Annotated in this window: 23 protein-coding genes; 20 read left to right on the top strand and 3 right to left on the bottom strand. The window is 66.5% G+C overall.

The window, feature by feature from the left end:
• Positions 1 to 50 precede the first annotated feature (50 nt).
• From G3580_RS11720 to ggt, 8 genes are all read left to right on the top strand, one after another.
• On the top strand, positions 51 to 659 hold the full coding sequence (locus G3580_RS11720) for a MotA/TolQ/ExbB proton channel family protein (RefSeq protein WP_173765721.1): 609 nt from the start codon (positions 51 to 53) through the stop codon (positions 657 to 659).
• A 16-nt stretch (positions 660 to 675) separates the two neighbouring features.
• Positions 676 to 1,095 (top strand): ExbD/TolR family protein, encoded by a 420-nt coding sequence (locus tag G3580_RS11715; protein ID WP_173765719.1) that lies wholly within the window; start codon positions 676 to 678, stop codon positions 1,093 to 1,095.
• Positions 1,096 to 1,103: 8 nt separating this feature from the next.
• The gene (lpxK, locus tag G3580_RS11710; protein ID WP_173765717.1) at positions 1,104 to 2,120 is read left to right on the top strand and encodes a tetraacyldisaccharide 4'-kinase; all 1,017 of its coding nucleotides are present in this window, start codon (positions 1,104 to 1,106) and stop codon (positions 2,118 to 2,120) included.
• The gene (locus tag G3580_RS11705) at positions 2,101 to 2,286 is read left to right on the top strand and encodes a Trm112 family protein (protein WP_173765715.1); all 186 of its coding nucleotides are present in this window, start codon (positions 2,101 to 2,103) and stop codon (positions 2,284 to 2,286) included. Before lpxK ends, G3580_RS11705 begins: the two co-directional genes overlap by 20 nt.
• Positions 2,283 to 3,059, top strand: coding sequence for a 3-deoxy-manno-octulosonate cytidylyltransferase (gene kdsB, locus G3580_RS11700; protein WP_173763304.1), 777 nt, complete (start codon positions 2,283 to 2,285; stop codon positions 3,057 to 3,059). The genes G3580_RS11705 and kdsB overlap by 4 nt, the downstream gene beginning before the upstream one ends.
• A gap of 59 nt (positions 3,060 to 3,118) precedes the next feature.
• The gene (gene adk, locus G3580_RS11695) at positions 3,119 to 3,772 is read left to right on the top strand and encodes an adenylate kinase (RefSeq protein ID WP_173765713.1); all 654 of its coding nucleotides are present in this window, start codon (positions 3,119 to 3,121) and stop codon (positions 3,770 to 3,772) included.
• Between the two features lie 91 nt (positions 3,773 to 3,863).
• Positions 3,864 to 5,120 (top strand): 6-phosphofructokinase, encoded by a 1,257-nt coding sequence (locus G3580_RS11690; protein WP_173765711.1) that lies wholly within the window; start codon positions 3,864 to 3,866, stop codon positions 5,118 to 5,120.
• Complete coding sequence (gene ggt / locus G3580_RS11685; RefSeq protein WP_173765709.1) at positions 5,117 to 6,856, top strand: gamma-glutamyltransferase; 1,740 nt, start codon at positions 5,117 to 5,119, stop codon at positions 6,854 to 6,856. The genes G3580_RS11690 and ggt overlap by 4 nt, the downstream gene beginning before the upstream one ends.
• A gap of 11 nt (positions 6,857 to 6,867) precedes the next feature.
• Here the strand turns inward: ggt and G3580_RS11680 are convergent, their stop codons facing one another.
• Positions 6,868 to 7,497, bottom strand: coding sequence for a YbhB/YbcL family Raf kinase inhibitor-like protein (locus G3580_RS11680; RefSeq protein WP_173765707.1), 630 nt, complete (start codon positions 7,495 to 7,497; stop codon positions 6,868 to 6,870).
• A gap of 84 nt (positions 7,498 to 7,581) precedes the next feature.
• Positions 7,582 to 9,117 carry a murein biosynthesis integral membrane protein MurJ gene (gene murJ / locus G3580_RS11675; protein WP_173765705.1) on the bottom strand — a complete coding sequence of 512 codons (1,536 nt, stop codon included), beginning with the start codon at positions 9,115 to 9,117 and terminating at the stop codon, positions 7,582 to 7,584.
• 145 nt (positions 9,118 to 9,262) lie between these two features.
• Between murJ and rpsT the strand changes: the two genes are divergently transcribed.
• A complete protein-coding gene (rpsT, locus tag G3580_RS11670) occupies positions 9,263 to 9,529 on the top strand; it encodes a 30S ribosomal protein S20 (protein WP_173768783.1) in 267 nt (88 codons plus the stop codon).
• Between the two features lie 107 nt (positions 9,530 to 9,636).
• Here rpsT and G3580_RS11665 read toward each other — a convergent pair whose 3' ends face one another.
• Positions 9,637 to 9,933 carry a DUF3579 domain-containing protein gene (locus G3580_RS11665; protein WP_173765703.1) on the bottom strand — a complete coding sequence of 99 codons (297 nt, stop codon included), beginning with the start codon at positions 9,931 to 9,933 and terminating at the stop codon, positions 9,637 to 9,639.
• Positions 9,934 to 10,233: 300 nt separating this feature from the next.
• Here G3580_RS11665 and G3580_RS11660 point away from each other — a divergent pair, with 300 nt between their 5' ends.
• The 11 genes from G3580_RS11660 (at position 10,234) to G3580_RS11610 (ending at position 18,659) form a co-directional block, all read left to right on the top strand.
• Positions 10,234 to 11,406: an aspartate aminotransferase family protein gene (locus G3580_RS11660; protein WP_173765701.1), complete on the top strand. Its 1,173-nt coding sequence runs from the start codon at positions 10,234 to 10,236 to the stop codon at positions 11,404 to 11,406.
• Between the two features lie 19 nt (positions 11,407 to 11,425).
• On the top strand, positions 11,426 to 12,349 hold the full coding sequence (gene argF, locus G3580_RS11655) for an ornithine carbamoyltransferase (protein ID WP_173765699.1): 924 nt from the start codon (positions 11,426 to 11,428) through the stop codon (positions 12,347 to 12,349).
• 72 nt (positions 12,350 to 12,421) lie between these two features.
• The gene (locus G3580_RS11650; RefSeq protein ID WP_173765697.1) at positions 12,422 to 13,651 is read left to right on the top strand and encodes an argininosuccinate synthase; all 1,230 of its coding nucleotides are present in this window, start codon (positions 12,422 to 12,424) and stop codon (positions 13,649 to 13,651) included.
• 9 nt (positions 13,652 to 13,660) lie between these two features.
• Positions 13,661 to 13,891, top strand: coding sequence for a DUF2788 domain-containing protein (locus tag G3580_RS11645; RefSeq protein WP_173765696.1), 231 nt, complete (start codon positions 13,661 to 13,663; stop codon positions 13,889 to 13,891).
• A 29-nt stretch (positions 13,892 to 13,920) separates the two neighbouring features.
• Entirely contained in the window at positions 13,921 to 14,244 is a 324-nt protein-coding gene (ppnP, locus tag G3580_RS11640; protein WP_173765694.1) for a pyrimidine/purine nucleoside phosphorylase, read from the top strand.
• Positions 14,245 to 14,310: 66 nt separating this feature from the next.
• On the top strand, positions 14,311 to 14,796 hold the full coding sequence (locus G3580_RS11635; RefSeq protein ID WP_173765693.1) for a YajQ family cyclic di-GMP-binding protein: 486 nt from the start codon (positions 14,311 to 14,313) through the stop codon (positions 14,794 to 14,796).
• 4 nt (positions 14,797 to 14,800) lie between these two features.
• Positions 14,801 to 14,989: a putative motility protein gene (locus G3580_RS11630; protein WP_173765691.1), complete on the top strand. Its 189-nt coding sequence runs from the start codon at positions 14,801 to 14,803 to the stop codon at positions 14,987 to 14,989.
• 177 nt (positions 14,990 to 15,166) lie between these two features.
• On the top strand, positions 15,167 to 15,811 hold the full coding sequence (locus tag G3580_RS11625) for a retropepsin-like aspartic protease family protein (protein ID WP_173765689.1): 645 nt from the start codon (positions 15,167 to 15,169) through the stop codon (positions 15,809 to 15,811).
• Between the two features lie 7 nt (positions 15,812 to 15,818).
• Positions 15,819 to 16,442, top strand: a complete 624-nt coding sequence (locus tag G3580_RS11620) for a CoA pyrophosphatase (protein ID WP_173765687.1) — start codon at positions 15,819 to 15,821, stop codon at positions 16,440 to 16,442.
• Between the two features lie 84 nt (positions 16,443 to 16,526).
• Entirely contained in the window at positions 16,527 to 17,453 is a 927-nt protein-coding gene (locus G3580_RS11615) for a CobD/CbiB family protein (protein WP_173765685.1), read from the top strand.
• Positions 17,454 to 17,477: 24 nt separating this feature from the next.
• On the top strand, positions 17,478 to 18,659 hold the full coding sequence (locus tag G3580_RS11610; RefSeq protein WP_173765683.1) for an acetyl-CoA C-acyltransferase family protein: 1,182 nt from the start codon (positions 17,478 to 17,480) through the stop codon (positions 18,657 to 18,659).
• The last annotated feature ends 10 nt before the right edge of the window (positions 18,660 to 18,669 follow it).

Genomic DNA, 18,669 nt, shown 5'->3' with positions numbered 1-18,669 from the left:
CTCGCGGCGCTAGCATTTCGGCTTCGAAAAAACCGGGGGAGTGAGCGCGCGTGTTCGAGATCATCCTGGCGGCCGGCTGGCCCATCTGGCCTTTGCTGTTCGCATCCGTCATCGCCGTCGCGCTGATCATCGAGCGTTCCATCACCCTTCGCCGCAGCCGCATCGTGCCGGCGGGGCTGCTGGAGAAAATCGTCGCCGATCTGCGCCGTCATGGCGTGAGCGGCGAGATGATCCAGCGGGTGTCGGCCCATTCGCCCCTCGGTCAGGTGCTCGCGGCGGGGCTGCGCAACGTGAAAAGCCCGCGCGAAGTCATGAAGGAATCGATCGAGGAGGCCGGCCGGGCGGTGGTGCACGACCTGGAACGCTTCCTGACCACCCTCGGGACCATTGCCTCGATCAGCCCGCTCATGGGCCTGTTCGGCACCATCGTCGGCATGATCGAGATCTTCGGCTCGCAGACGCCGGGCGGCGCCAATCCGCAGCAACTCGCCCACGGCATCTCGGTGGCCCTCTACAACACCGGTTTCGGCCTGATCATCGCCATCCCGTCGATGATCTTCTGGCGTCACTTCCGTGCCCTGGTCAACAGCTTCGTGCTCGAGATGGAGCAGCAGGCCGTCAAGCTCGTCGAGGTGGTCCACGGCGAGCGCAAGAGCTGACGGCCGGGTCGCACCGATGCGTTTCCAGTCCAACCGCCGCCAGGAAGAGCCCGAGATCAACCTGATCCCGCTCATCGACGTGATGCTGGTGATCATCATCTTCCTGATGCTCACCACCACCTATGCACGCTTCTCGGGCATGGAGCTGACCCTGCCCACTGCGGCGGCCGACGAGGTCGAGGGCCAGCCCGACGAGATCAACATCGCCGTGACCGCCGAAGGCGACGTGCTCGTCAATCGGGTGCCGGTCACCGGGCGCGACGTCGATGCCATCGCCGCAGCCCTGGGGCGGGCGGCCCCGGCGGGCAAGAAGGCGCCGCTGGTCGTCATCAACGCCGACGCCAAGGCGACGCATCAGCGCGTCATCGATGTCATGCAGGCGGCGCAGCGCGTGGGGTTGGCGCACATCACCTTCGCGACCCGCAGCGAGCAATAGGCGCCGCGGTGCCGGCGAACGCGCCGACCTTCTGGCAGCAGCGCGGCTGGCGGGCGATCCTGCTGCTTCCCCTGGCGGGCCTGTTCTTCCTCATCGCGCAGCTGCGGCGCTGGGTCTATCGACTCGATCGGCGCCGGGTGCGACGCGCGCCGGTGCCGGTCATCGTCGTCGGCAACATCGCCGTCGGCGGCAGCGGCAAGACACCGGTGGTGGCGTGGCTGGCGACGCGGCTCCTGCGGCAGGGTTTTCAGCCCGGCATCGTCAGCCGCGGCTACGGTCGTGCCGACGACGCCATCCGGGTGCTCACGCCTGACGACACCCCCGCGACGGTGGGCGACGAACCGGTCCTGCTGGCGCACCTGACGGCCTGTCCCGTGGCCGTGGGCCGGCGTCGGCCCGACGTCATCGACGCGCTGCTGGCGGCGCATCCGGCCGTGGATGTGATCATCAGCGACGACGGATTGCAGCATCTGGCCATGGCGCGCGACCTGGAGATCGTGGTGCTCGACGAGCGGGTGCTGGGCAATCGCTGGCTGCTGCCCGCCGGCCCGCTGCGCGAACCGCTGGGGCGTCTTCGCGCGGCTGACCTGGTGTTGTGCCACGGCGTTCCCGGCCCGTGGCTTTCCCGTCATCTTGACCCGGCGCGCACGGCGCCGATGTCCCTGGTGGGGCATCACTTCGAACGTCTGGCCGATCGCGGCGAATGCCGCTCGCCGGTCGATTTCGCCGGCCGGCGGGTCCATGCGGTGGCCGGTATCGGCCGCCCGCGCCGGTTCTTCGACCAATTGCGGGCGATGGGGCTCGACGTCGTCGAGCACCCGTTTCCGGACCATCATCGTTTCGTGGCCGACGACCTCGCCTTTGCGGCGCACGAACCCCTGCTGATGACCGAGAAGGATGCGGTAAAATGCGCCTCGTTCGCGCCGGCCGACACGTGGGTGTTCCCGGTGCATGCCGACATTTCCGAGGCCGCCCTGCGGCCCATCCTGGAGACACTGGAACGCCATGGACGCCAAGCTGCTTGAAATTCTCGTCTGCCCGATCTGCAAGGGGCCGCTGGACTACCGCAAGACCGAGCAGGAACTGGTGTGCAGCCCGTGCCGGCTGGCGTATCCGATCCGCGACGGCATCCCCGTGATGCTGGAGGACGAGGCGCGCGAACTGGGCGCCACCGAAGGCGAGGGCGCGTGACCGCCTTTCATGTCGTGGTCCCCGCGCGGCATGCCTCGAGCCGTCTGCCCGGCAAGCCGCTGGCCGATATCGCCGGCAAGCCGATGATCGTGCGGGTGCTCGAGCGCCTGGCGAACTGCGGGGCGCAACAAACCTGGGTGGCGACCGATCACGCCGACGTGGCCGAGGCCGTGAGCACGTCGGGGGCGCAGGCACTGATGACGCGCGAGGACCACCCTACCGGCACCGACCGGCTGGCCGAGGTGGTCAATGCGCTGGGCTGGGCCGACGAGGCCATCGTGGTGAACGTCCAGGGGGACGAGCCGCTGATCGATCCGGCCCTGGTGCGCCACGTGGCCGAGGCCCTGGCCGCCGATCCGGAAGCGGCCATTGCGACCGCGGCGCATCCGATCGATTCGGCCGAGGACTTCTTCAATCCCAACGTGGTCAAGGTGGTCACCGACGCGGCCGGTCGTGCCATGTATTTCTCGCGCGCGCCCCTGCCGTGGGCGCGCGACGCCTTTGCCGCCGATCGCGGAACGCTGCCGGCCGCACTGCCGGCCTGGCGCCACATTGGCATCTACGCCTATCGTGCCGGCTTCCTGCGCCGCTACGCGTCGCTCACCCCGGCACCGATCGAACAGTGGGAGGCGCTGGAGCAGCTGCGGGCCATGTGGCACGGCGAGCGCATCCATGTGCTGCAGGTCGATCATGCGCCGGCACCCGGGGTCGATACCCCGGAGGATCTGGCGCGCGTCCGGGCGATGTTTGACCCGTCAGGGCTTTCCGAGTAACTTCGCCGTTTTCAAAAATGCGGCTTTGACCGTAGCAACGCACCACAAGGGAGGGCGTCATGCGTTTGATCCTGTTGGGACCGCCGGGGGCGGGTAAAGGGACCCAGGCCAACTTCATCAAGGAAAAATTCGGTATTCCGCAGATTTCCACCGGCGACATGCTGCGTGCCGCGGTCAAGGCCGGCACGCCGCTGGGTATCGAAGCCAAGAAGGTCATGGATGCCGGCGGCCTGGTGTCCGACGACATCATCATCGGCCTGGTCAAGGAGCGCCTGCAGCAGGACGACTGCAAGGCCGGCTACATGTTCGACGGCTTCCCGCGCACCATTCCGCAGGCCGACGCGCTCAAGGATTCCGGCGTCCCCGTGGATGTGGTGCTGCAGATCGATGTGCCCGACGAGGAAATCATCGAGCGCATGAGCGGGCGCCGGGTGCACGTGGCCTCGGGCCGCACCTATCACGTCAAGTACAACCCGCCCAAGGTCGAGGGCAAGGACGACGTCACCGGCGAGGATCTCATCCAGCGCGACGACGACCAGGAAGAGACGGTGCGCAAGCGTCTGGAGGTGTATCACGCCCAGACCAAGCCGCTGCTCGACTACTACCAGTCGTGGTCGGCCACCGGTGAGGCGGCGGCGCCGAAGGTCGAGGTCATCTCCGGCCTCGGTTCGGTGGACGAGATCACCGCACGGGTGTTCGGCGCCTTGAACTGATCGGCGCGACGCGTCAGGATGAACGCGACGGCGACCGGCCCGTGCCGGCATGCCGTCGCGTTTTTGTTTGCCCCGGAGAATTGAGGCGCCGATGCAACGCAGGAATCTGCTCTACGCCCAGTCGGGGGGCGTGACCGCCGTGATCAACGCCTCCGCCGCGGGGGTGATCGCGGCGGCACGGGCTCATGACGAGGCGGTGGATCGGGTCATCGCCGCCCGTCACGGCATTCTCGGCGTGTTTGACGAAGATCTGCTCGACTGTTCGGTCCTCGACGAGACCGACTGTCGCGCACTCAAGCAACTGCCCGGTGGCGCGTTCGGCTCCTGCCGTTTCGACCTCGACCCGCCCGAGCAGAACCCCGCCCAGTTCGACCGCCTGATCGCGGTGCTGGCGGCCCACGACGTGGGCTACTTCCTGTACAACGGCGGCAACGGCTCGATGGACACGGTGATGAAGCTCTCGAGCGCCGCCCGGGCCCGCGGCTATCCGCTCACCTGCGTCGGCATCCCCAAGACCGTGGACAACGACCTGGTCGGCACCGACTGTTCCCCGGGCTACGGTTCGGCGGCCAAGTATCTGGCCACCTCGATGCGTGAAGCCGGGCTGGACATCCAGGCCATGTCGAGCCGGCGCGGGCGTGTCTTCGTGATGGAGGTGATGGGGCGCAACTGCGGCTGGCTGGCCGCCGCCACCGCCCTGGCCCGGCGCGCGCCCGACGACCCGCCGCACCTCATCCTCCTGCCCGAACGCGTCTTCGACGAGGCGGCGTTCCTGGCGCGGGTCGAGGCCTGCGTGCAGCGCCTCGGCTACTGCGCGATCTCCGCCTCCGAAGGGATTCGCGCCCCGGACGGCCGCTTGTTGATCGAGCAGGACGAGGACGCCAAGGGCTACGTCCAGCTCGGCGGCATCGGCCAGTACCTCGCCCGCCTGCTGCACACCACCTTCGGCTACAAGCACCACTGGACAGTGCCGGACTACCTGCAACGCGCGGCCGGCCATCTGGTGTCGGCCACCGACCTCGCCCAGGCCGAGGCGGTGGGCTGGGCCGCGGTCCAATACGCGGTGGCCGGGCGCGACGGCGTCATGCCGGCCATCGTCCGGCGCAGCGACGTGCCTTACCGCTGGGAGGTCGCGCCGGCCGATCTGGCCGGCATCGCCAACGCCGAGCGCCGGGTGCCCACCGCGTTCATGTCCGACTGCGGTTTCGATCTGAGCGAGGCGGGCCTGCGCTGGCTGCGTCCCCTGATCGAGGGCGAAGCGCCGCCCCCGTACGTGGCCGGCCTGCCGGATTATCGGTGTCCCGATTGCCCGCCACTGGCCCGCCGGCTGGGCCCGTACGTGCCATGACGGCAGGGCGCTGGATCGGACTGTGCTTCGCCCTGGTGCTGGCGGCAGCCACGCCGCCGGGCCGGGCCCAGCAGGCGACGCCGGAGGCCGCCTCCGGTGTCGACACGAAACCGGCCGTACGGGCGCATCGGCACATGGCGGTCACCGCCAATCCCCACGCCACCGACGCCGCGCTGCAGGTATTGCGCGAGGGTGGTTCGGCCACCGATGCGGCGGTCGCTGCGGCCCTGGTGCTCAATGTCGTCGAGCCGCAGTCCTCGGGCATCGGCGGTGGCGGCTTCATGCTGGTGCACGACGCCCGTCGTGGTCGGCGCATCGCCTACGACGGTCGCGAGCGTGCACCGGCCGCCGCCGACGACACGCTCTTCCTCGATGCCGACGGCAAGCCCATGGCCTTCTTCGATGCGGTCGTGGGCGGCCGCTCCGTCGGCGTGCCCGGCCTGCTGCGCATGCTGGCGCTGGCGCACCGCGATCATGGCCGCCTGCCATGGGCGCGCCTGGTGGCGCCGGCGATTCGGCTGGCGCAGGACGGTTTTGCGGTGTCGCCGCGCCTGCATGCCCTCCTGGCGGCCGACCGCTTCCTGGCCGATGACCCGGGGGCGCGGGCGCTGTTCTATGACGCGCAGGGTCGGGCGCTCGCGGTGGGTACGCGGCTGCGCAATCCGGCGCTCGCCGAGGTGTTGCGCAAGGTCGCGGCGAACGGGCCCGACGCCTTCTATACCGGCTCGATCGCGCGCGATATCGTCGCGCGGGTCCGCTCGGTGCGCCATCCGGGTCGGCTCAGCCTGGCGGATCTGCGCGACTACCGGGCCATGCGCCGCCCGGTGCTGTGCGGCCCCTATCGCCAGTACACCGTGTGCGGCATGCCACCGCCGAGTTCCGGCGGTGGCACGGTGCTCGAGATCCTCGGGCTGCTGACCCGCTTCGACCTGCCGGCATTGGCGCCGGGTTCGGCCTTCGCCATGCACCTGTTCGCCGAGGCCGGGCGCCTCGCCTTCGCCGACCGGGATGCCTGGTACGGGGATCCGGCCACCATGGCCGTGTCGCCGCGCGCGCTGATCGCGCCGGCGTACCTGAAACGGCGCGCGGCACGCATCGATCCGACCCGGGCGCATCCGGGAGCCGTCCTGCCCGGTCGGCCCGAGGGCGTCGCGGCGGTACCGGCGCGTTCGCCGGAGCGACCCTCCACCTCCCACCTGTCGATCGTCGACGATGCGGGCAATGCGGTGGCGCTCACCGCCTCGATCGAAAACGCCTTCGGCAGCCGGACGCTGGTGGACGGTTTCCTCCTCAACAATCAGCTCACCGATTTTTCCTTCTCGCCACGCGGGGTGTCGGGTCCCCATCCGAACCGGGCCGGTTCGCGCCGCCAGCCACGCAGCTCCATGTCGCCGACCCTGGTGTACGACGCCCGCGGCCAGCTCTACGCGGTGCTCGGCTCACCCGGTGGCAGCCACATCATCAACTACGTGGCGGCCACCGTGGTGGGTCTGCTCGACTGGCACCTCCCGCCGGATCAGGTGCTCGCGATGCCGCATGTGAGCAATCGCAACCGGATGACGGAGGTGGAGGACACGTCCGCCGGACGACAGCTGGCCACGTCGCTCGCGACGCTTTTCGGGCAGGCGGTGACGTTGCGGGACCTCACCAGCGGCCTGCACGTGATCGTGCGCGACGGGCCGGACTGGGTGGGTGCGGCCGATCCGCGCCGAGAGGGCACGGTCGGCGTCGACTGAGTACGGATCGTTCAGGCGGGGACGTCGGGATTGAGGCTGTAGGTGACGGTCAGGCTGGCCGAGCCCCGCACATGGCCGGCGATGGCGTCGCGCACCTGGGCGCCGGTGAAGCGCCCGTCGATGGGTAGCGACGTCAGATCCGTGGCATAGAGCGTGAAGACGTAATGGTGGGGGATGGCATCGTTCCACGGCGGGCACGGCCCGTCGTAGCCATAGTAGTCGCCTGCCATGTCGGCATCGCCGGCGAACCAGCCGGTGTAGTCATTGATGCCCTGGCGGGTGGCATGCGGCGCCGAGGGGCCGGCCTTGCCGCGCGCGGTGACTTCATTCGAGAACTCGCCCTCGCGGATCTCGCCCCGGGACGGATCGAGATCCACCAGCACCCAGTGGAAGAAGTCCACCCGGGGCAGGTCGGCCGGCACCGTCCGCCCCTCCTGATTGACATCGTCGCCGCGGCTGGGCACGTCCGGATCGTGGCAGATGAGCACCAGGCTGCGCGTTCCCTCGGGTACGTCCGACCAGGCCAGATGCGGGTTGATGTTGCTGCTCAGGGCGACGTGGCCCTCCGCCGCCGGGACGCCGAAGGCGTATCGGCCGTCGATGGGCTGGCCGTCGGTCAGGCTCTGGCTCGTGAGTTTCATGCGGCGCCTCCGTTGAATGCGTGATCGCGACGGATCGATTCTAACCCCGATACCCGGGAGGCTCCGTTGGATGAACGTCCCGGGTCAGGCCGCGCGCCGGGAAAAGTCCCGGGGGCGGAAGCCGAGGGCGTAGAGCATGGCGAAATAGCTCGCGATGCCGGCGCCGACCACGCCGGCCAGATGCGCGCCGCGAGCCCATCCCGGGGCGTCGAGCCAACCGGCGTCCGACCCCTTGGTCAACACCATGACCAGCCCCAGGACCACCAGCGCAGCAGCCAGTTTGAGCGTGAAGAGGCCCCAGCCGGGGCGGGGTCGGAAGATGGCGCGACGGCGCAGGCCACGATAGAGCAGGGTGGCATTGAGGCAGGCCGCCAGACCGATGGACAGGGCCAGACCGGCGTGCTTGAACGGCCCGATGAAGGCCAGGTTCATCAGCTGGGTGGCGATCAGGGTGACGACCGCGATCTTCACCGGGGTGCGGATGTCCTGGCGGGCGTAGAAGCCCGGTGCCAGCACCTTGATGAGGATGAGGCCGGTCAGCCCGAGGCTGTAGGCCACCAGCGCCGGCCGGGTCTGGAGCACGTCGGTGGTGGTGAACTGCCCGTAGTTGAACAGGGTGGCGATGAGCGGCACCGCCAGCACGGCGAGGGCGAGCGCGGCCGGCAGGGTGAGCATGAGCGTGAGGCGCAAGCCCCAGTCGAGCAGATCCGAGAAGCCCTCGGGATTCTCGTCGGCGTGGTACTTGGACAGGCTCGGCAGCAGGATGGTCCCGAGCGCCACGCCGAGCATGCCGGCCGGAAATTCCATGAGCCGGTCGGCATAGTAGAGCCAGGAGACGCTGCCGCTGACCAGGAAGGACGCGAAAATGGTGTTGATGAGCAGCGAGATCTGGCTCACCGAGACGCCGATGGTGGCCGGCGCCATGAGCTTGAGGACGCGACGCACGCCCGGGTCGCGCGGCTGCCACTCGGGCCGTGGCAGCATGCCGATGCGCGCCAGCGGACGTAACTGGAAGACCAGCTGCAGGCAGCCTCCGATGAACACCGCCCAGGCCAGCGCGAGGACCGGCGGATCGAACCAGGGCGCCGCCAGCAGCGCCATGGCGATGAAGCTGATGTTGAGCAGCACCGGCGTGAACGCGGGGATGGCGAAGCGGCTCCAGGTGTTGAGCACGCCGCCGGCCAGCGCCACCAACGACATGAAGAAGATGTACGGAAAGGTGATGCGGGTGAGCGCGACGGTGAGCGCAAACTTGTCCGGCTCATCGGCGAAGCCGGGCGCGGAGATGTAGATGATCACCGGCGCTGCAAGGATGCCGATCACCGAGATCGCAAACACCACCGCACCGAGCAGGGTGGCGACCCGGTTGACGAGTTGGTGGGCGGCGGCTTCGCCCTGGCGATTCTTGTATTCGGCGAGAATGGGGACGAAGGCCTGCGAGAACGCGCCCTCGGCGAACATGCGCCGGAGCAGGTTGGGCAGGCGGAAGGCGACGAAGAAGGCGTCGGTGGCCGGGCCGGCACCGAAGCCCAGGGCGATGACGAAATCGCGCACGAAGCCGAGGATGCGGGAGAGCAGGGTCATGCCACTGACGGTGGCCAGCGCGCGAAGCAGATTCATCGACGATAGGATCGGGTGGTCGGGCAGGGAAGCCGAATGATACTGTGTTCGCGTCCCGCTCGTGGATGTGCGCTGGCACTTGCGTTCGCTCCGCTTAAGCGATATGATCGCGGGTTTTCAGAACCACCTCACGGACGAACATCTTATGGCCAATTCGGCACAAGCCCGCAAGCGCGCCCGCCAGGCAACGGCGGCCCGCGCTCAAAACGCCAGTCTGCGTTCGCGTCTGCGCACCGCGATCAAGAACGTGCGCAAGGCGGTGGATGCCGGTGATCAGGAAGCGGCTCGCAACGTGTTCCGCGCCTCCCAGAAGACCATCGACGCCATCGCAGACAAGAAAATCATTCACAAGAACGCTGCCGCGCGCCACAAGAGCCGCCTGGTCGCAGCGATCAAGGGAATGGCTGCCTGATCGTCGTTACGACGTTCATTGAAAAAGGCGACCGCTTCGGTCGCCTTTTTTCTTGGGTGCATCGTCAGGCGTTGCACGATGGACGCGTGCGCCTGTCGTGACCGGATTCAGACGCTGGCTTCGTCGGGCGCGATGGGCTCGATGGTCAGGTTGTTGTCGTTGGCGAAGTTGATCAGGAACTTGTAGGCCAGCGGCTCGATGTCGTAGAGGCGGGCGTCGACGATGACCGACTTGTGGCCGTCGAGGGTGCAGCTGGGCCGCACGTATGGCGAATACATCATGCGATTGTCGGCGCCGAAGGCGGACATGATGCCGCACAGGCGATCCGCCCAGTCGCTGGGGCGAAACTTCTTGTTGTCCTTCGTCAGGCCGACGATGACGAAGCTGTCGATCTTGAGTGTCATAGTTGAAACCGCGCCTGAAGCTCAGGCTGTCCTCTCCCCTGGACACGGCGCCTGCGGGCGGTTCGGTTTGCCTCTGGTGGTGCCGTCGTGTAAGAGGCGGATTCTATCAGAAATCGTGTTTCGGCCACGTGATCGCATGTCGAGCCCGGTGTCATGCAGGCGGCGATCAGGGCCTCGCGGCGGCGCCCAAGGTTTTACAAGATAAGGCGTTTCACTTAAGATCGATAGCTTGCGGTAAACGGCGGCAGCGGCCGCCGTACGCATTTTTCAAGGCTCGAATTTTTCAAGGCAGGACGCGTCATGTCGCATGTCATGAACACCTACGGTCGGTTGCCGGTGGCTTTTTCCCACGGCGAGGGTTCCTACCTGTTCGATACCGACGGCAAGCGATACCTCGATGCGCTCGCGGGCATTGCCGTGTCCACGCTGGGACACAATCATCCGGACCTCGTCCAGGCCATTGCCGCTCAGGCGGCCCGGGTGCTGCACACCTCAAACCTGTACCGCATTCCCGCCCAGGAGGCCTTGGCCGACCGGCTGGCGGCCCTCTCCGGCATGGAGTCGGTGTTCCTGTGCAATTCCGGCTGCGAGGCCAACGAGGCGGCCATCAAGCTGGCCCGCTACTACGGGCACAAGCGCGGCGTCGAGAAGCCGGCGATCGTGGTCATGGAACACGCCTTCCACGGGCGTACGCTGGCCACCCTGTCGGCCACCGGCAACCGCAAGGTGCAGGCCGGCTTCGAGCCCCTGGTATCGGGCTTCGTGCGGGTGCCCTTCGACGATCTGCATGCGGTCGAGCAGGTGGCGCTGAGCAACCACGACGTGGTGGCGGTGATGCTCGAGCCGATCCAGGGCGAGGGCGGCATTCACGTGGCCCATCTGGATTATCTCAAGGCGTTGCGCCGGATCTGCGATCAGCACGAGTGGCTGCTGATCGTCGATGAGGTGCAGTGCGGTATTGGTCGCACCGGCAAGTGGTTCGGCCATCAGTGGGCCGAGCTGCGGCCCGACGTGATGACCCTGGCCAAGGGGCTCGGTTCTGGCGTGCCCATCGGGGCCTGTCTGGCGGCCGGGCGCGCCCAGGATGTATTCGGGCCGGGGAACCACGGTTCGACCTTCGGCGGCAATCCGCTGGCCTGCACCGCGGCCCTGACCACCCTCGAGGTGCTCGCGCGCGACGAGTTGCTGGCCAACGCGAGCCTGCGTGGTCAGCAGATCCGCGATGCAATCGCACAGGCCTTCGACCGCGTCGAGGGCGTGGTCGCCATTCGCGGCGAGGGCCTCATGATCGGCATCGAGCTGGACCGGCCCTGCGGCGCGCTGGTGGGACAGGCGCTCGAAGCGGGTCTGTTGATCAATGTCACCGCCGAGCGTGTCGTCCGGCTGTTGCCGCCGCTCACGTTCACCGAGGCGGACGCGGCCGCCCTGATCGACGGCATCGTGCCGCTGATCCGGAACTTCCTTGCGGCGTAATTCGGAACAGGGCTGTCCCATGGATGCCATCAAACACTATCTTCAGTTCAAGGACTTCTCCCGAGAGGAATACGCCTACCTGTTCGAGCGCACCCGCTGGATCAAGGACAGGTTCAAGCGCTACGAGACCCACCATCCGCTGTTCGATCGCACCCTGGTGATGATCTTTGAGAAGGCCAGCACGCGCACGCGCCTGTCCTTCGAAGCCGGCATGCATCAGCTGGGCGGCTCGGCCATCTACCTGAATACGCGCGACTCGCAGCTGGGGCGTGGCGAGCCGGTGGAGGATGCCGGCCAGGTGATCTCGCGGATGAGCGATGTGGTCATGATCCGGACCTTCGATCAGGACGTGATCGAGCGCTTCGCGCAGAACTCGCGCGTGCCGGTCATCAACGGGCTGACCAACGAATATCACCCGTGCCAGATCATGGCCGACATCTACACCTTCATCGAGCATCGCGGCGACATTCGCGGCAAGACCGTGGCGTGGATCGGCGACTCGAACAACATGTGCAACACCTGGCTGCAGGCGGCCGAGTTGCTGGACTTCAATGTTCACGTGTCCACGCCGCCGGGCTACGAGGTCGAACCGGAACGCGCGGGGCTGTACGGCACCGCCAACTTCGAGCAGTTTGCCGACCCCATGGACGCCTGCAAGGGCGCGGACCTGGTGACCACCGATGTGTGGACCTCCATGGGCTTCGAAGCCGAGAACGAGGCCCGCACGGCCGCATTTGCCGACTGGTGCGTCGATGCGGACATGATGAAGGTGGCATCTCCCGATGCGGTCTTCATGCACTGCCTGCCGGCGCATCGGGGGGAAGAGGTGACGGCGGAGGTCATCGACGGGCCGCAGTCGGTGGTGTGGGACGAGGCGGAGAACCGCCTGCACGTGCAGAAGGCGCTGCTCGAGTATCTGGTGGTGGGGGGTGTCGACGGCTGAGGTCGGCGAACCCGGGAATTCAATTCGGGGCGCCGGCACGGCGACCCGGCAAAGATGATGTCAGGAAGAAGCATGAGCGATGTGAAAAAAGTGGTGCTTGCCTATTCGGGCGGGCTGGATACGTCGGTGATTCTCAAGTGGCTGCAGGACACCTACCAGTGCGAAGTGGTCACCTTCACCGCCGACCTGGGGCAGGGCGAGGAGCTGGATCCGGCGCGCGAGAAGGCGCTCAAGTTCGGCATCAAGCCGGAGAACATCTTCATCGACGACCTGCGCGAGGAATTCGTGCGCGATTTCGTGTTCCCGATGTTCCGCGCCAACACGGTATATGAAGGCGAGTACCTGCTCGGGACCTCCATCGCCCGTCCGCTGATCTCCAAGCGGCAGATCGAGATTGCGCGCGCGACCGGGGCCGACGCGGTGTCCCACGGCGCCACCGGCAAGGGCAACGACCAGGTGCGCTTCGAGCTCGGTTACTACGCGCTCATGCCGAACGTGAAGGTCATCGCGCCGTGGCGCGAGTGGGATCTGCTCTCCCGCGAGAAGCTGCTCAAGTATGCCGAGCAGGCCGGCATCCCCATCGAGATGAAGCATCGCCAGGGCGGCGCGCCGTACTCGATGGACGCCAACCTGCTGCACATCTCCTACGAAGGTCGTCATCTGGAGAACCCCTCCGCCGAGGCCGAGGAGTCCATGTGGCGCTGGACGGTGTCGCCCGAGGCCGCCCCCGATGCCGCGGAATATCTGGATCTCGAGTTCGAGAAGGGCGACCTGGTCGCCATCAACGGCGAGCGCATGGCGGCGCATGAACTGCTCGCCAGGCTCAATGCCCTGGGCGGCAAGCACGGCATCGGTCGCCTCGATCTGGTCGAGAACCGCTACGTGGGCATGAAGTCGCGCGGCTGCTACGAAACCCCGGGGGGCACCATCCTGCTCAAGGCGCACCGCGCCATCGAGTCGATCACCCTGGACCGTGAGGTCGCCCATCTCAAGGACGATCTCATGCCGCGTTACGCGAGCATGATCTACAACGGCTACTGGTGGGCACCGGAGCGTCTGGCGATCCAGGCGCTCATCGACCAGACCCAGCAGACCGTCAATGGCTGGGTGCGCGTCAAACTCTACAAGGGCAACGTAATCGTGGTCGCCCGCGACTCCAAGACCGATTCGCTCTTCGATCCGACCATCGCGACCTTCGAAGACGACGCCGGCGCGTACAATCAGGCCGATGCCCACGGTTTCATCCGGCTCAACGCGCTGCGCATGCGTATCGCGGAGAATGCCCGCAACACGCGCGGCTGAGGGGGATCAGTGGTCACAGGGCCCGTCATCTTCGGACTCACCGTCGCCGAGTTCGAGGACATATCGCTCAAGGTCTGTTTCACCGGCCTGATCCTCTACATGCTGTTCATCATCGGCAATCTGGCCAGGCAGTCGAAGGCCGGCCGGTACGGAACCATGTGGATGTTCGTTGCGCTCGGGCTGGGCTTCGTCGGCTTCGTGGCCAAAGCCATCATTGCAAAACTGATGGGGATCGAATAACCCGTCGGTTCAACACGAGGGAGGGGATCATGTCGCAGGAGGCATTCATCGAGGGGGCGACCGTTGCCAAGGCCGCAAATGTGTATTTTGGTGGAAAATGTGTGAGCCATAGCCTGACCCTGGCCGATGGAACGAAGAAGTCCATCGGCGTGGTCCTTCCGGCGACGCTCACGTTTTCGACCGACGCACCGGAAATCATGGAGATCGTCAGCGGCACCTGCAGCGTGCGCTTGGGCGGTGACGCCGAATGGCGCAATTTCGAAGCCGGTCAGCAGTTCGAGGTCCCGGGCAAGTCGAACTTCGACATTCAGGTGGTCGGTGCGCCGCTGCATTATGTCTGCCACTTCGGTTGACCTGACCCGTTCGACGGCCGCGCCTGCGGCCGTCGGCTTCTGATTTCACGACATCGCCAAACCGATATGCCTTCATTCGATATCAGCTCCGAAGTGGACCTGGTGGATCTGCGCAACGCCGTCGAGGGCGCCAATCGCAAGATCACCAACCGCTACGACTTCAAGGGCACCGGCGCCCACATCGAGCAGAACGACAAGCTGCTCGTGCTGCACGGTGACAACGAATTCCAGATCGACCAGATGACCCAGATCCTCCTGCCCGAGATGACCGGCAAGAAGATCGACGTGCGCTGCCTCGACCACGGGGAGTTGCAGAAGGTCGGCGGCAACAAGGTCAAGCGGGAACTGCGGGTCCGGGTCGGCGTGGAGCAGGATCTGGCGAAGAAGATCGTCAAGCTGATCAAGGATGCCAAGCTCAAGGCGCAGGCCTCCATCCAGGGGGAGGTGGTTCGCGTGACCGGCAAGAAGCGCGACGACCTGCAAGACTGTATCGCCCTGGTCCGCAAGGAGATCACCGACTATCCTTTGCAGTACGGCAACTTCAGGGATTAGTCCGATGGATGTTTCTTCCGCCTCCTCCGCTTCGGCTTCAGGCCTGCAGACCCAGGTGGGCAATTTCGTGCAGCGTCGCGCCGAGGAGATTCAGGAGCGCAACGCGCAGCAGCTGATCAACAGCCTGCCGAAGGCGCAGCCGACGCCCGATCCGAATGCCACGGTGGGATCGCGGATCGACGTGTTCGCGTGAATCAATGCCTCGCGTACCCGTGAGTGCGTTGCTCGAAGCCGGCCAGAGGGTCGGCTTTTTTCATTGTCGCGACGTGACCGCCCTATGCCGGTGGCGTGACTTGCCGTCGGCGCGGTGTCACGTTACCGTGGCAGGCTTGCACCAAGGAAGAGCGGGAGGGCGCACGTGACTGGATGGATGTCGAGGATCCACGCTGCGGTGGGTGTGGTCGGTGCTCTGCTGGCGACCATGGCTGGCGCGACCGAGGTGGCCGTTTCCGGGCTGTTTCCGGGCAAGGCCCTGCTGGTGATCGACGGCGGGCGACCGACCCTGGTGGCGCCGGGCCGGACCGTCGCCGGGGTCAGGGTCGTCGCCATTCATGGCGAGCAGGTGGTGGTGGACGTGGACGGTCAGCGCAAGGCGCTGCGTCTCGGCGAGCGGGTGGTCAATCGCGGTGGCGGTGCAGCGCCGGGCAGCGTCGTGAATCTGCATGCCGACGGCCGTGGCCATTTCGTGACCATCGGCACCATCAACGGCTCGACCATGCGTTTCATCGTCGACACCGGCGCCAGTTTCGTCTCGCTCGGCCGCGCCGATGCCGAACGTGCGGGTATCGACTATCGCAAGCACGGCCGACCCAGCGCGGCGCAGACGGCCAATGGCATCGTGCGGACCTGGATCGTGAAATTGAACACCGTGAAGGTCGGCGATGTCACACTTCACAACGTGGATGCCGCCGTGCACGATACCGACCTGCCGGTCGCCTTGCTCGGCATGAGCTTCCTCAACCGCATGGAGATGCAACGCGAGGGCGATACGCTCACGCTGCGTCGCCGATACTAGAACGACCATGACCGACGCCGTTGCCGATTCCTCTCGTGCTGATTCGTTGCCGGACCTGTCGATCGAGCACGTGCGCGATCGGTTTGCACGCATCGACGTGAGCGCGGCCATCGTCGAAGAGGGGGCCGAGGGGCGGTTCCGCCCGGCGGCGGTGCTCGTGCCGCTGGTGACGCGCCCGGGCGGCCTGACCGTGATGCTGACTCAACGCACCGACCACCTGCATCATCACCCCGGCCAGATATCCTTTCCCGGCGGGCGTGTCGAAGCCGGCGACGAGGGGCCGGTCGGCACCGCATTGCGTGAGACAGAGGAGGAGGTCGGACTCCATCGCCGGCATGTGGAGTTGCTCGGCCAACTGCCCGAATACCGCACCGGCACCGGGTTTTGCGTCACGCCGGTGGTCGGGCTGGTGCATCCGCCGTTCGACTTGTCGCCCGACAGTTTCGAAGTGGCCGAGGTGTTCGAGGTGCCCCTCGACTTTCTCGTCGACCCGCTCAACCATCGACGTGAAACCTTGTTCTACCGGGGGCGCGAACGGACCTATTACGCCATGCCCTGGCGGCACTATCACATCTGGGGGGCGACCGCCGGCATGCTCGTCGCCCTGTCCGGAATCCTGCGTGAGATTTGAGCGGCTGCCGGGCGCATTCACCGGCGGCGCTTTGTGCTATCGTCGTGATCCTCGACCGCATGGGCCGGAGCCGTTTCGTCTTACATGAGTCTTGTCGTCATCGTGCTGGCCCTGTTGATCGAGCAGGTGCGCCCGTTGCCTGTAGAACGCTGGGTGCGATCGCCGCTGTCGCGCGTGGCCGCCTGGATCGAAGAGCGCTTCAACGACGGACGTCTCAACAGTGGCCGGGCGGCGTGGCTGGTGTTCGTGGCCGGCGGAACGGCACTGACCTGGGCCGCGCATGGGCTGCTCTGGGCGCTCCATCCGGTGTTGGCGTTCCTGTTCTCGCTCGGCGTGCTTTACCTGACCATGGGCATCCGCCACGAAAGCCATTTCTTCACCGACATTCACGTGGCGCTTCGTCTCGGTGACCTGGGTCGGGCGCGCACGCTGCTGGCCGAGTGGTCCGGCGCCGACTGTGGCGACGCCGATGCCCAAGAGGTGACGCGTCTGGCCATCGAGCAGGCCTTCATCGCCGCGCACCGCAACGTCTATGGGCCCATCTTCTGGTTTCTCGTGCTGCCCGGTCCGGCCGGTGCGGTGTTCTACCGTCTGGCCAGTGTTCTTGATCGGATCTGGGGGACGCGGCAAGATGATGAGATCGGCCGTTTTGGTGTCGCCGCCCGACAAGTTTTTCACTGGATCGACTGGTTGCCCGTGCGCCTGACCGCGTTTTCGTTTTCCGTGGTCGGCAACTTCGAAGACGCCCTCCTGTGCTGGCGGACACAGGCGACTCAGTGGGCGCATCCGAGTTCGGGTATATTGTTGTCCAGCGGTGGCGGGGCGTTGGGAGTACGTCTCGGCTTGCCGCGGCATGAATCCGGTCGAATCGTCGATCGACCGGAACTGGGATGCGGCGACGATGCGCGCATCGAATTCATGCAGGGTGCCGTCGGCCTGATATGGCGCGCCTTGTGTCTGTGTCTGCTCGTGCTGGCCCTGATGGGAATCGCCGCTTGGGTAGCACCGTAATGCTTTTTTTGGAGGGAGCCATTCATGGCAAATCGTGAAGTCGTCGTTTTGAGTGCAGTCCGTTCCGCCATCGGGACCTTCGCCGGTTCGCTGAGCGGCATTGAGCCGGCCGACCTGGCAGGGACGGTGATGAAGGAGGCCGTGAGTCGTTCCGGCGTCGATCCGCAGCAGATCAACTACGTGACCGTCGGTAACTGCATCCCCACCGAATCGCGCTATCCGTACGTGGCCCGCGTCGCCTCCATCCAGGCGGGTCTGCCGATGGATTCGGTGGCCATGGCGGTCAACCGCCTGTGCTCGTCCGGCCTCCAGGGCATCGTGAGCACCGCCCAGGCCATCATGCTGGGTGACTGCGACTACGGTATCGGTGGTGGCGTGGAAGTCATGTCCCGCGGCGCCTACCTGTCGACGGCGATGCGCTCCGGTGCGCGCATGGGCGATACGTCCATGCTCGACGCCATGGTCGCTGTGCTGACCGATCCGTTCGGTGCCGGCCACATGGGCATCACCGCCGAGAACCTCGCCGAGAAGTGGGGGCTGACCCGCGAAGAGCAGGACGCCTTCGCGCTCGAGTCGCAGGAGCGCGCTGCCCGTGCGATTGCCGCCGGTTACTTCAAGGACCAGATCGTGCCGATCACGCTCAAGAGCCGCAAGGGCGAGACCGTGTTCGATACCGACGAGCATCCGCGTGCCACCACGCTCGAGAAGCTGGCCGCCATGCGCCCGGCCTTCAAGAAGGACGGGACCGTGACCGCCGGCAACGCCTCGGGCATCAACGACGGTGCGTCGTTCTTCGTGCTCGCCGGGGCTGATGCCGCCGCCCAGGCCGGTTACAAGCCGATGGCCCGCCTCGTGTCCTACGCGCTGGCCGGTGTGCCCAACCATCTGATGGGTGAAGGTCCGATTCCGGCCTCCAAACTGGCTCTCCAGCGTGCCGGCCTGACGGTGGACCAGATGGACGTGGTCGAGTCCAACGAAGCCTTCGCTGCCCAGGCGCTGGCGGTGGCCAAGGGCCTCGAGCTCGACATGGCCAAGACCAACCCGAACGGCGGCGCCATCGCTCTGGGCCACCCGGTGGGTTGCTCCGGCGCGTTCATCGCCACCAAGGCGCTGTACGAGCTGCAGCGCATCAACGGTCGCTATGCGCTGGTCACCATGTGTATCGGTGGTGGTCAGGGTATCGCCGCGGTCTTCGAGCGCATGTAACACCGGTCTC

Source organism: Nitrogeniibacter mangrovi (assembly GCF_010983895.1).
In the GTDB taxonomy this organism is placed as follows: domain Bacteria; phylum Pseudomonadota; class Gammaproteobacteria; order Burkholderiales; family Rhodocyclaceae; genus Nitrogeniibacter; species Nitrogeniibacter mangrovi.
The sequence above is the reverse complement of the archived record's forward strand: the minus strand, read 5'-3'. Positions and strand labels throughout refer to the sequence as shown.

Coding starts and splice junctions, on each gene's coding strand:
- G3580_RS11715 (WP_173765719.1), top strand. CDS start 676: ATGCGTTTCCAGTCCAACCGCCGCCAGGAAGAGCCCGAGATCAACCTG.
- G3580_RS11705 (WP_173765715.1), top strand. CDS start 2,101: ATGGACGCCAAGCTGCTTGAAATTCTCGTCTGCCCGATCTGCAAGGGG.
- adk (WP_173765713.1), top strand. CDS start 3,119: ATGCGTTTGATCCTGTTGGGACCGCCGGGGGCGGGTAAAGGGACCCAG.
- G3580_RS11690 (WP_173765711.1), top strand. CDS start 3,864: ATGCAACGCAGGAATCTGCTCTACGCCCAGTCGGGGGGCGTGACCGCC.
- ggt (WP_173765709.1), top strand. CDS start 5,117: ATGACGGCAGGGCGCTGGATCGGACTGTGCTTCGCCCTGGTGCTGGCG.
- G3580_RS11680 (WP_173765707.1), bottom strand. CDS start 7,497: ATGAAACTCACGAGCCAGAGCCTGACCGACGGCCAGCCCATCGACGGC.
- murJ (WP_173765705.1), bottom strand. CDS start 9,117: ATGAATCTGCTTCGCGCGCTGGCCACCGTCAGTGGCATGACCCTGCTC.
- rpsT (WP_173768783.1), top strand. CDS start 9,263: ATGGCCAATTCGGCACAAGCCCGCAAGCGCGCCCGCCAGGCAACGGCG.
- G3580_RS11665 (WP_173765703.1), bottom strand. CDS start 9,933: ATGACACTCAAGATCGACAGCTTCGTCATCGTCGGCCTGACGAAGGAC.
- G3580_RS11660 (WP_173765701.1), top strand. CDS start 10,234: ATGTCGCATGTCATGAACACCTACGGTCGGTTGCCGGTGGCTTTTTCC.
- argF (WP_173765699.1), top strand. CDS start 11,426: ATGGATGCCATCAAACACTATCTTCAGTTCAAGGACTTCTCCCGAGAG.
- G3580_RS11650 (WP_173765697.1), top strand. CDS start 12,422: ATGAGCGATGTGAAAAAAGTGGTGCTTGCCTATTCGGGCGGGCTGGAT.
- ppnP (WP_173765694.1), top strand. CDS start 13,921: ATGTCGCAGGAGGCATTCATCGAGGGGGCGACCGTTGCCAAGGCCGCA.
- G3580_RS11635 (WP_173765693.1), top strand. CDS start 14,311: ATGCCTTCATTCGATATCAGCTCCGAAGTGGACCTGGTGGATCTGCGC.
- G3580_RS11630 (WP_173765691.1), top strand. CDS start 14,801: ATGGATGTTTCTTCCGCCTCCTCCGCTTCGGCTTCAGGCCTGCAGACC.
- G3580_RS11625 (WP_173765689.1), top strand. CDS start 15,167: ATGTCGAGGATCCACGCTGCGGTGGGTGTGGTCGGTGCTCTGCTGGCG.
- G3580_RS11620 (WP_173765687.1), top strand. CDS start 15,819: ATGACCGACGCCGTTGCCGATTCCTCTCGTGCTGATTCGTTGCCGGAC.
- G3580_RS11615 (WP_173765685.1), top strand. CDS start 16,527: ATGAGTCTTGTCGTCATCGTGCTGGCCCTGTTGATCGAGCAGGTGCGC.
- G3580_RS11610 (WP_173765683.1), top strand. CDS start 17,478: ATGGCAAATCGTGAAGTCGTCGTTTTGAGTGCAGTCCGTTCCGCCATC.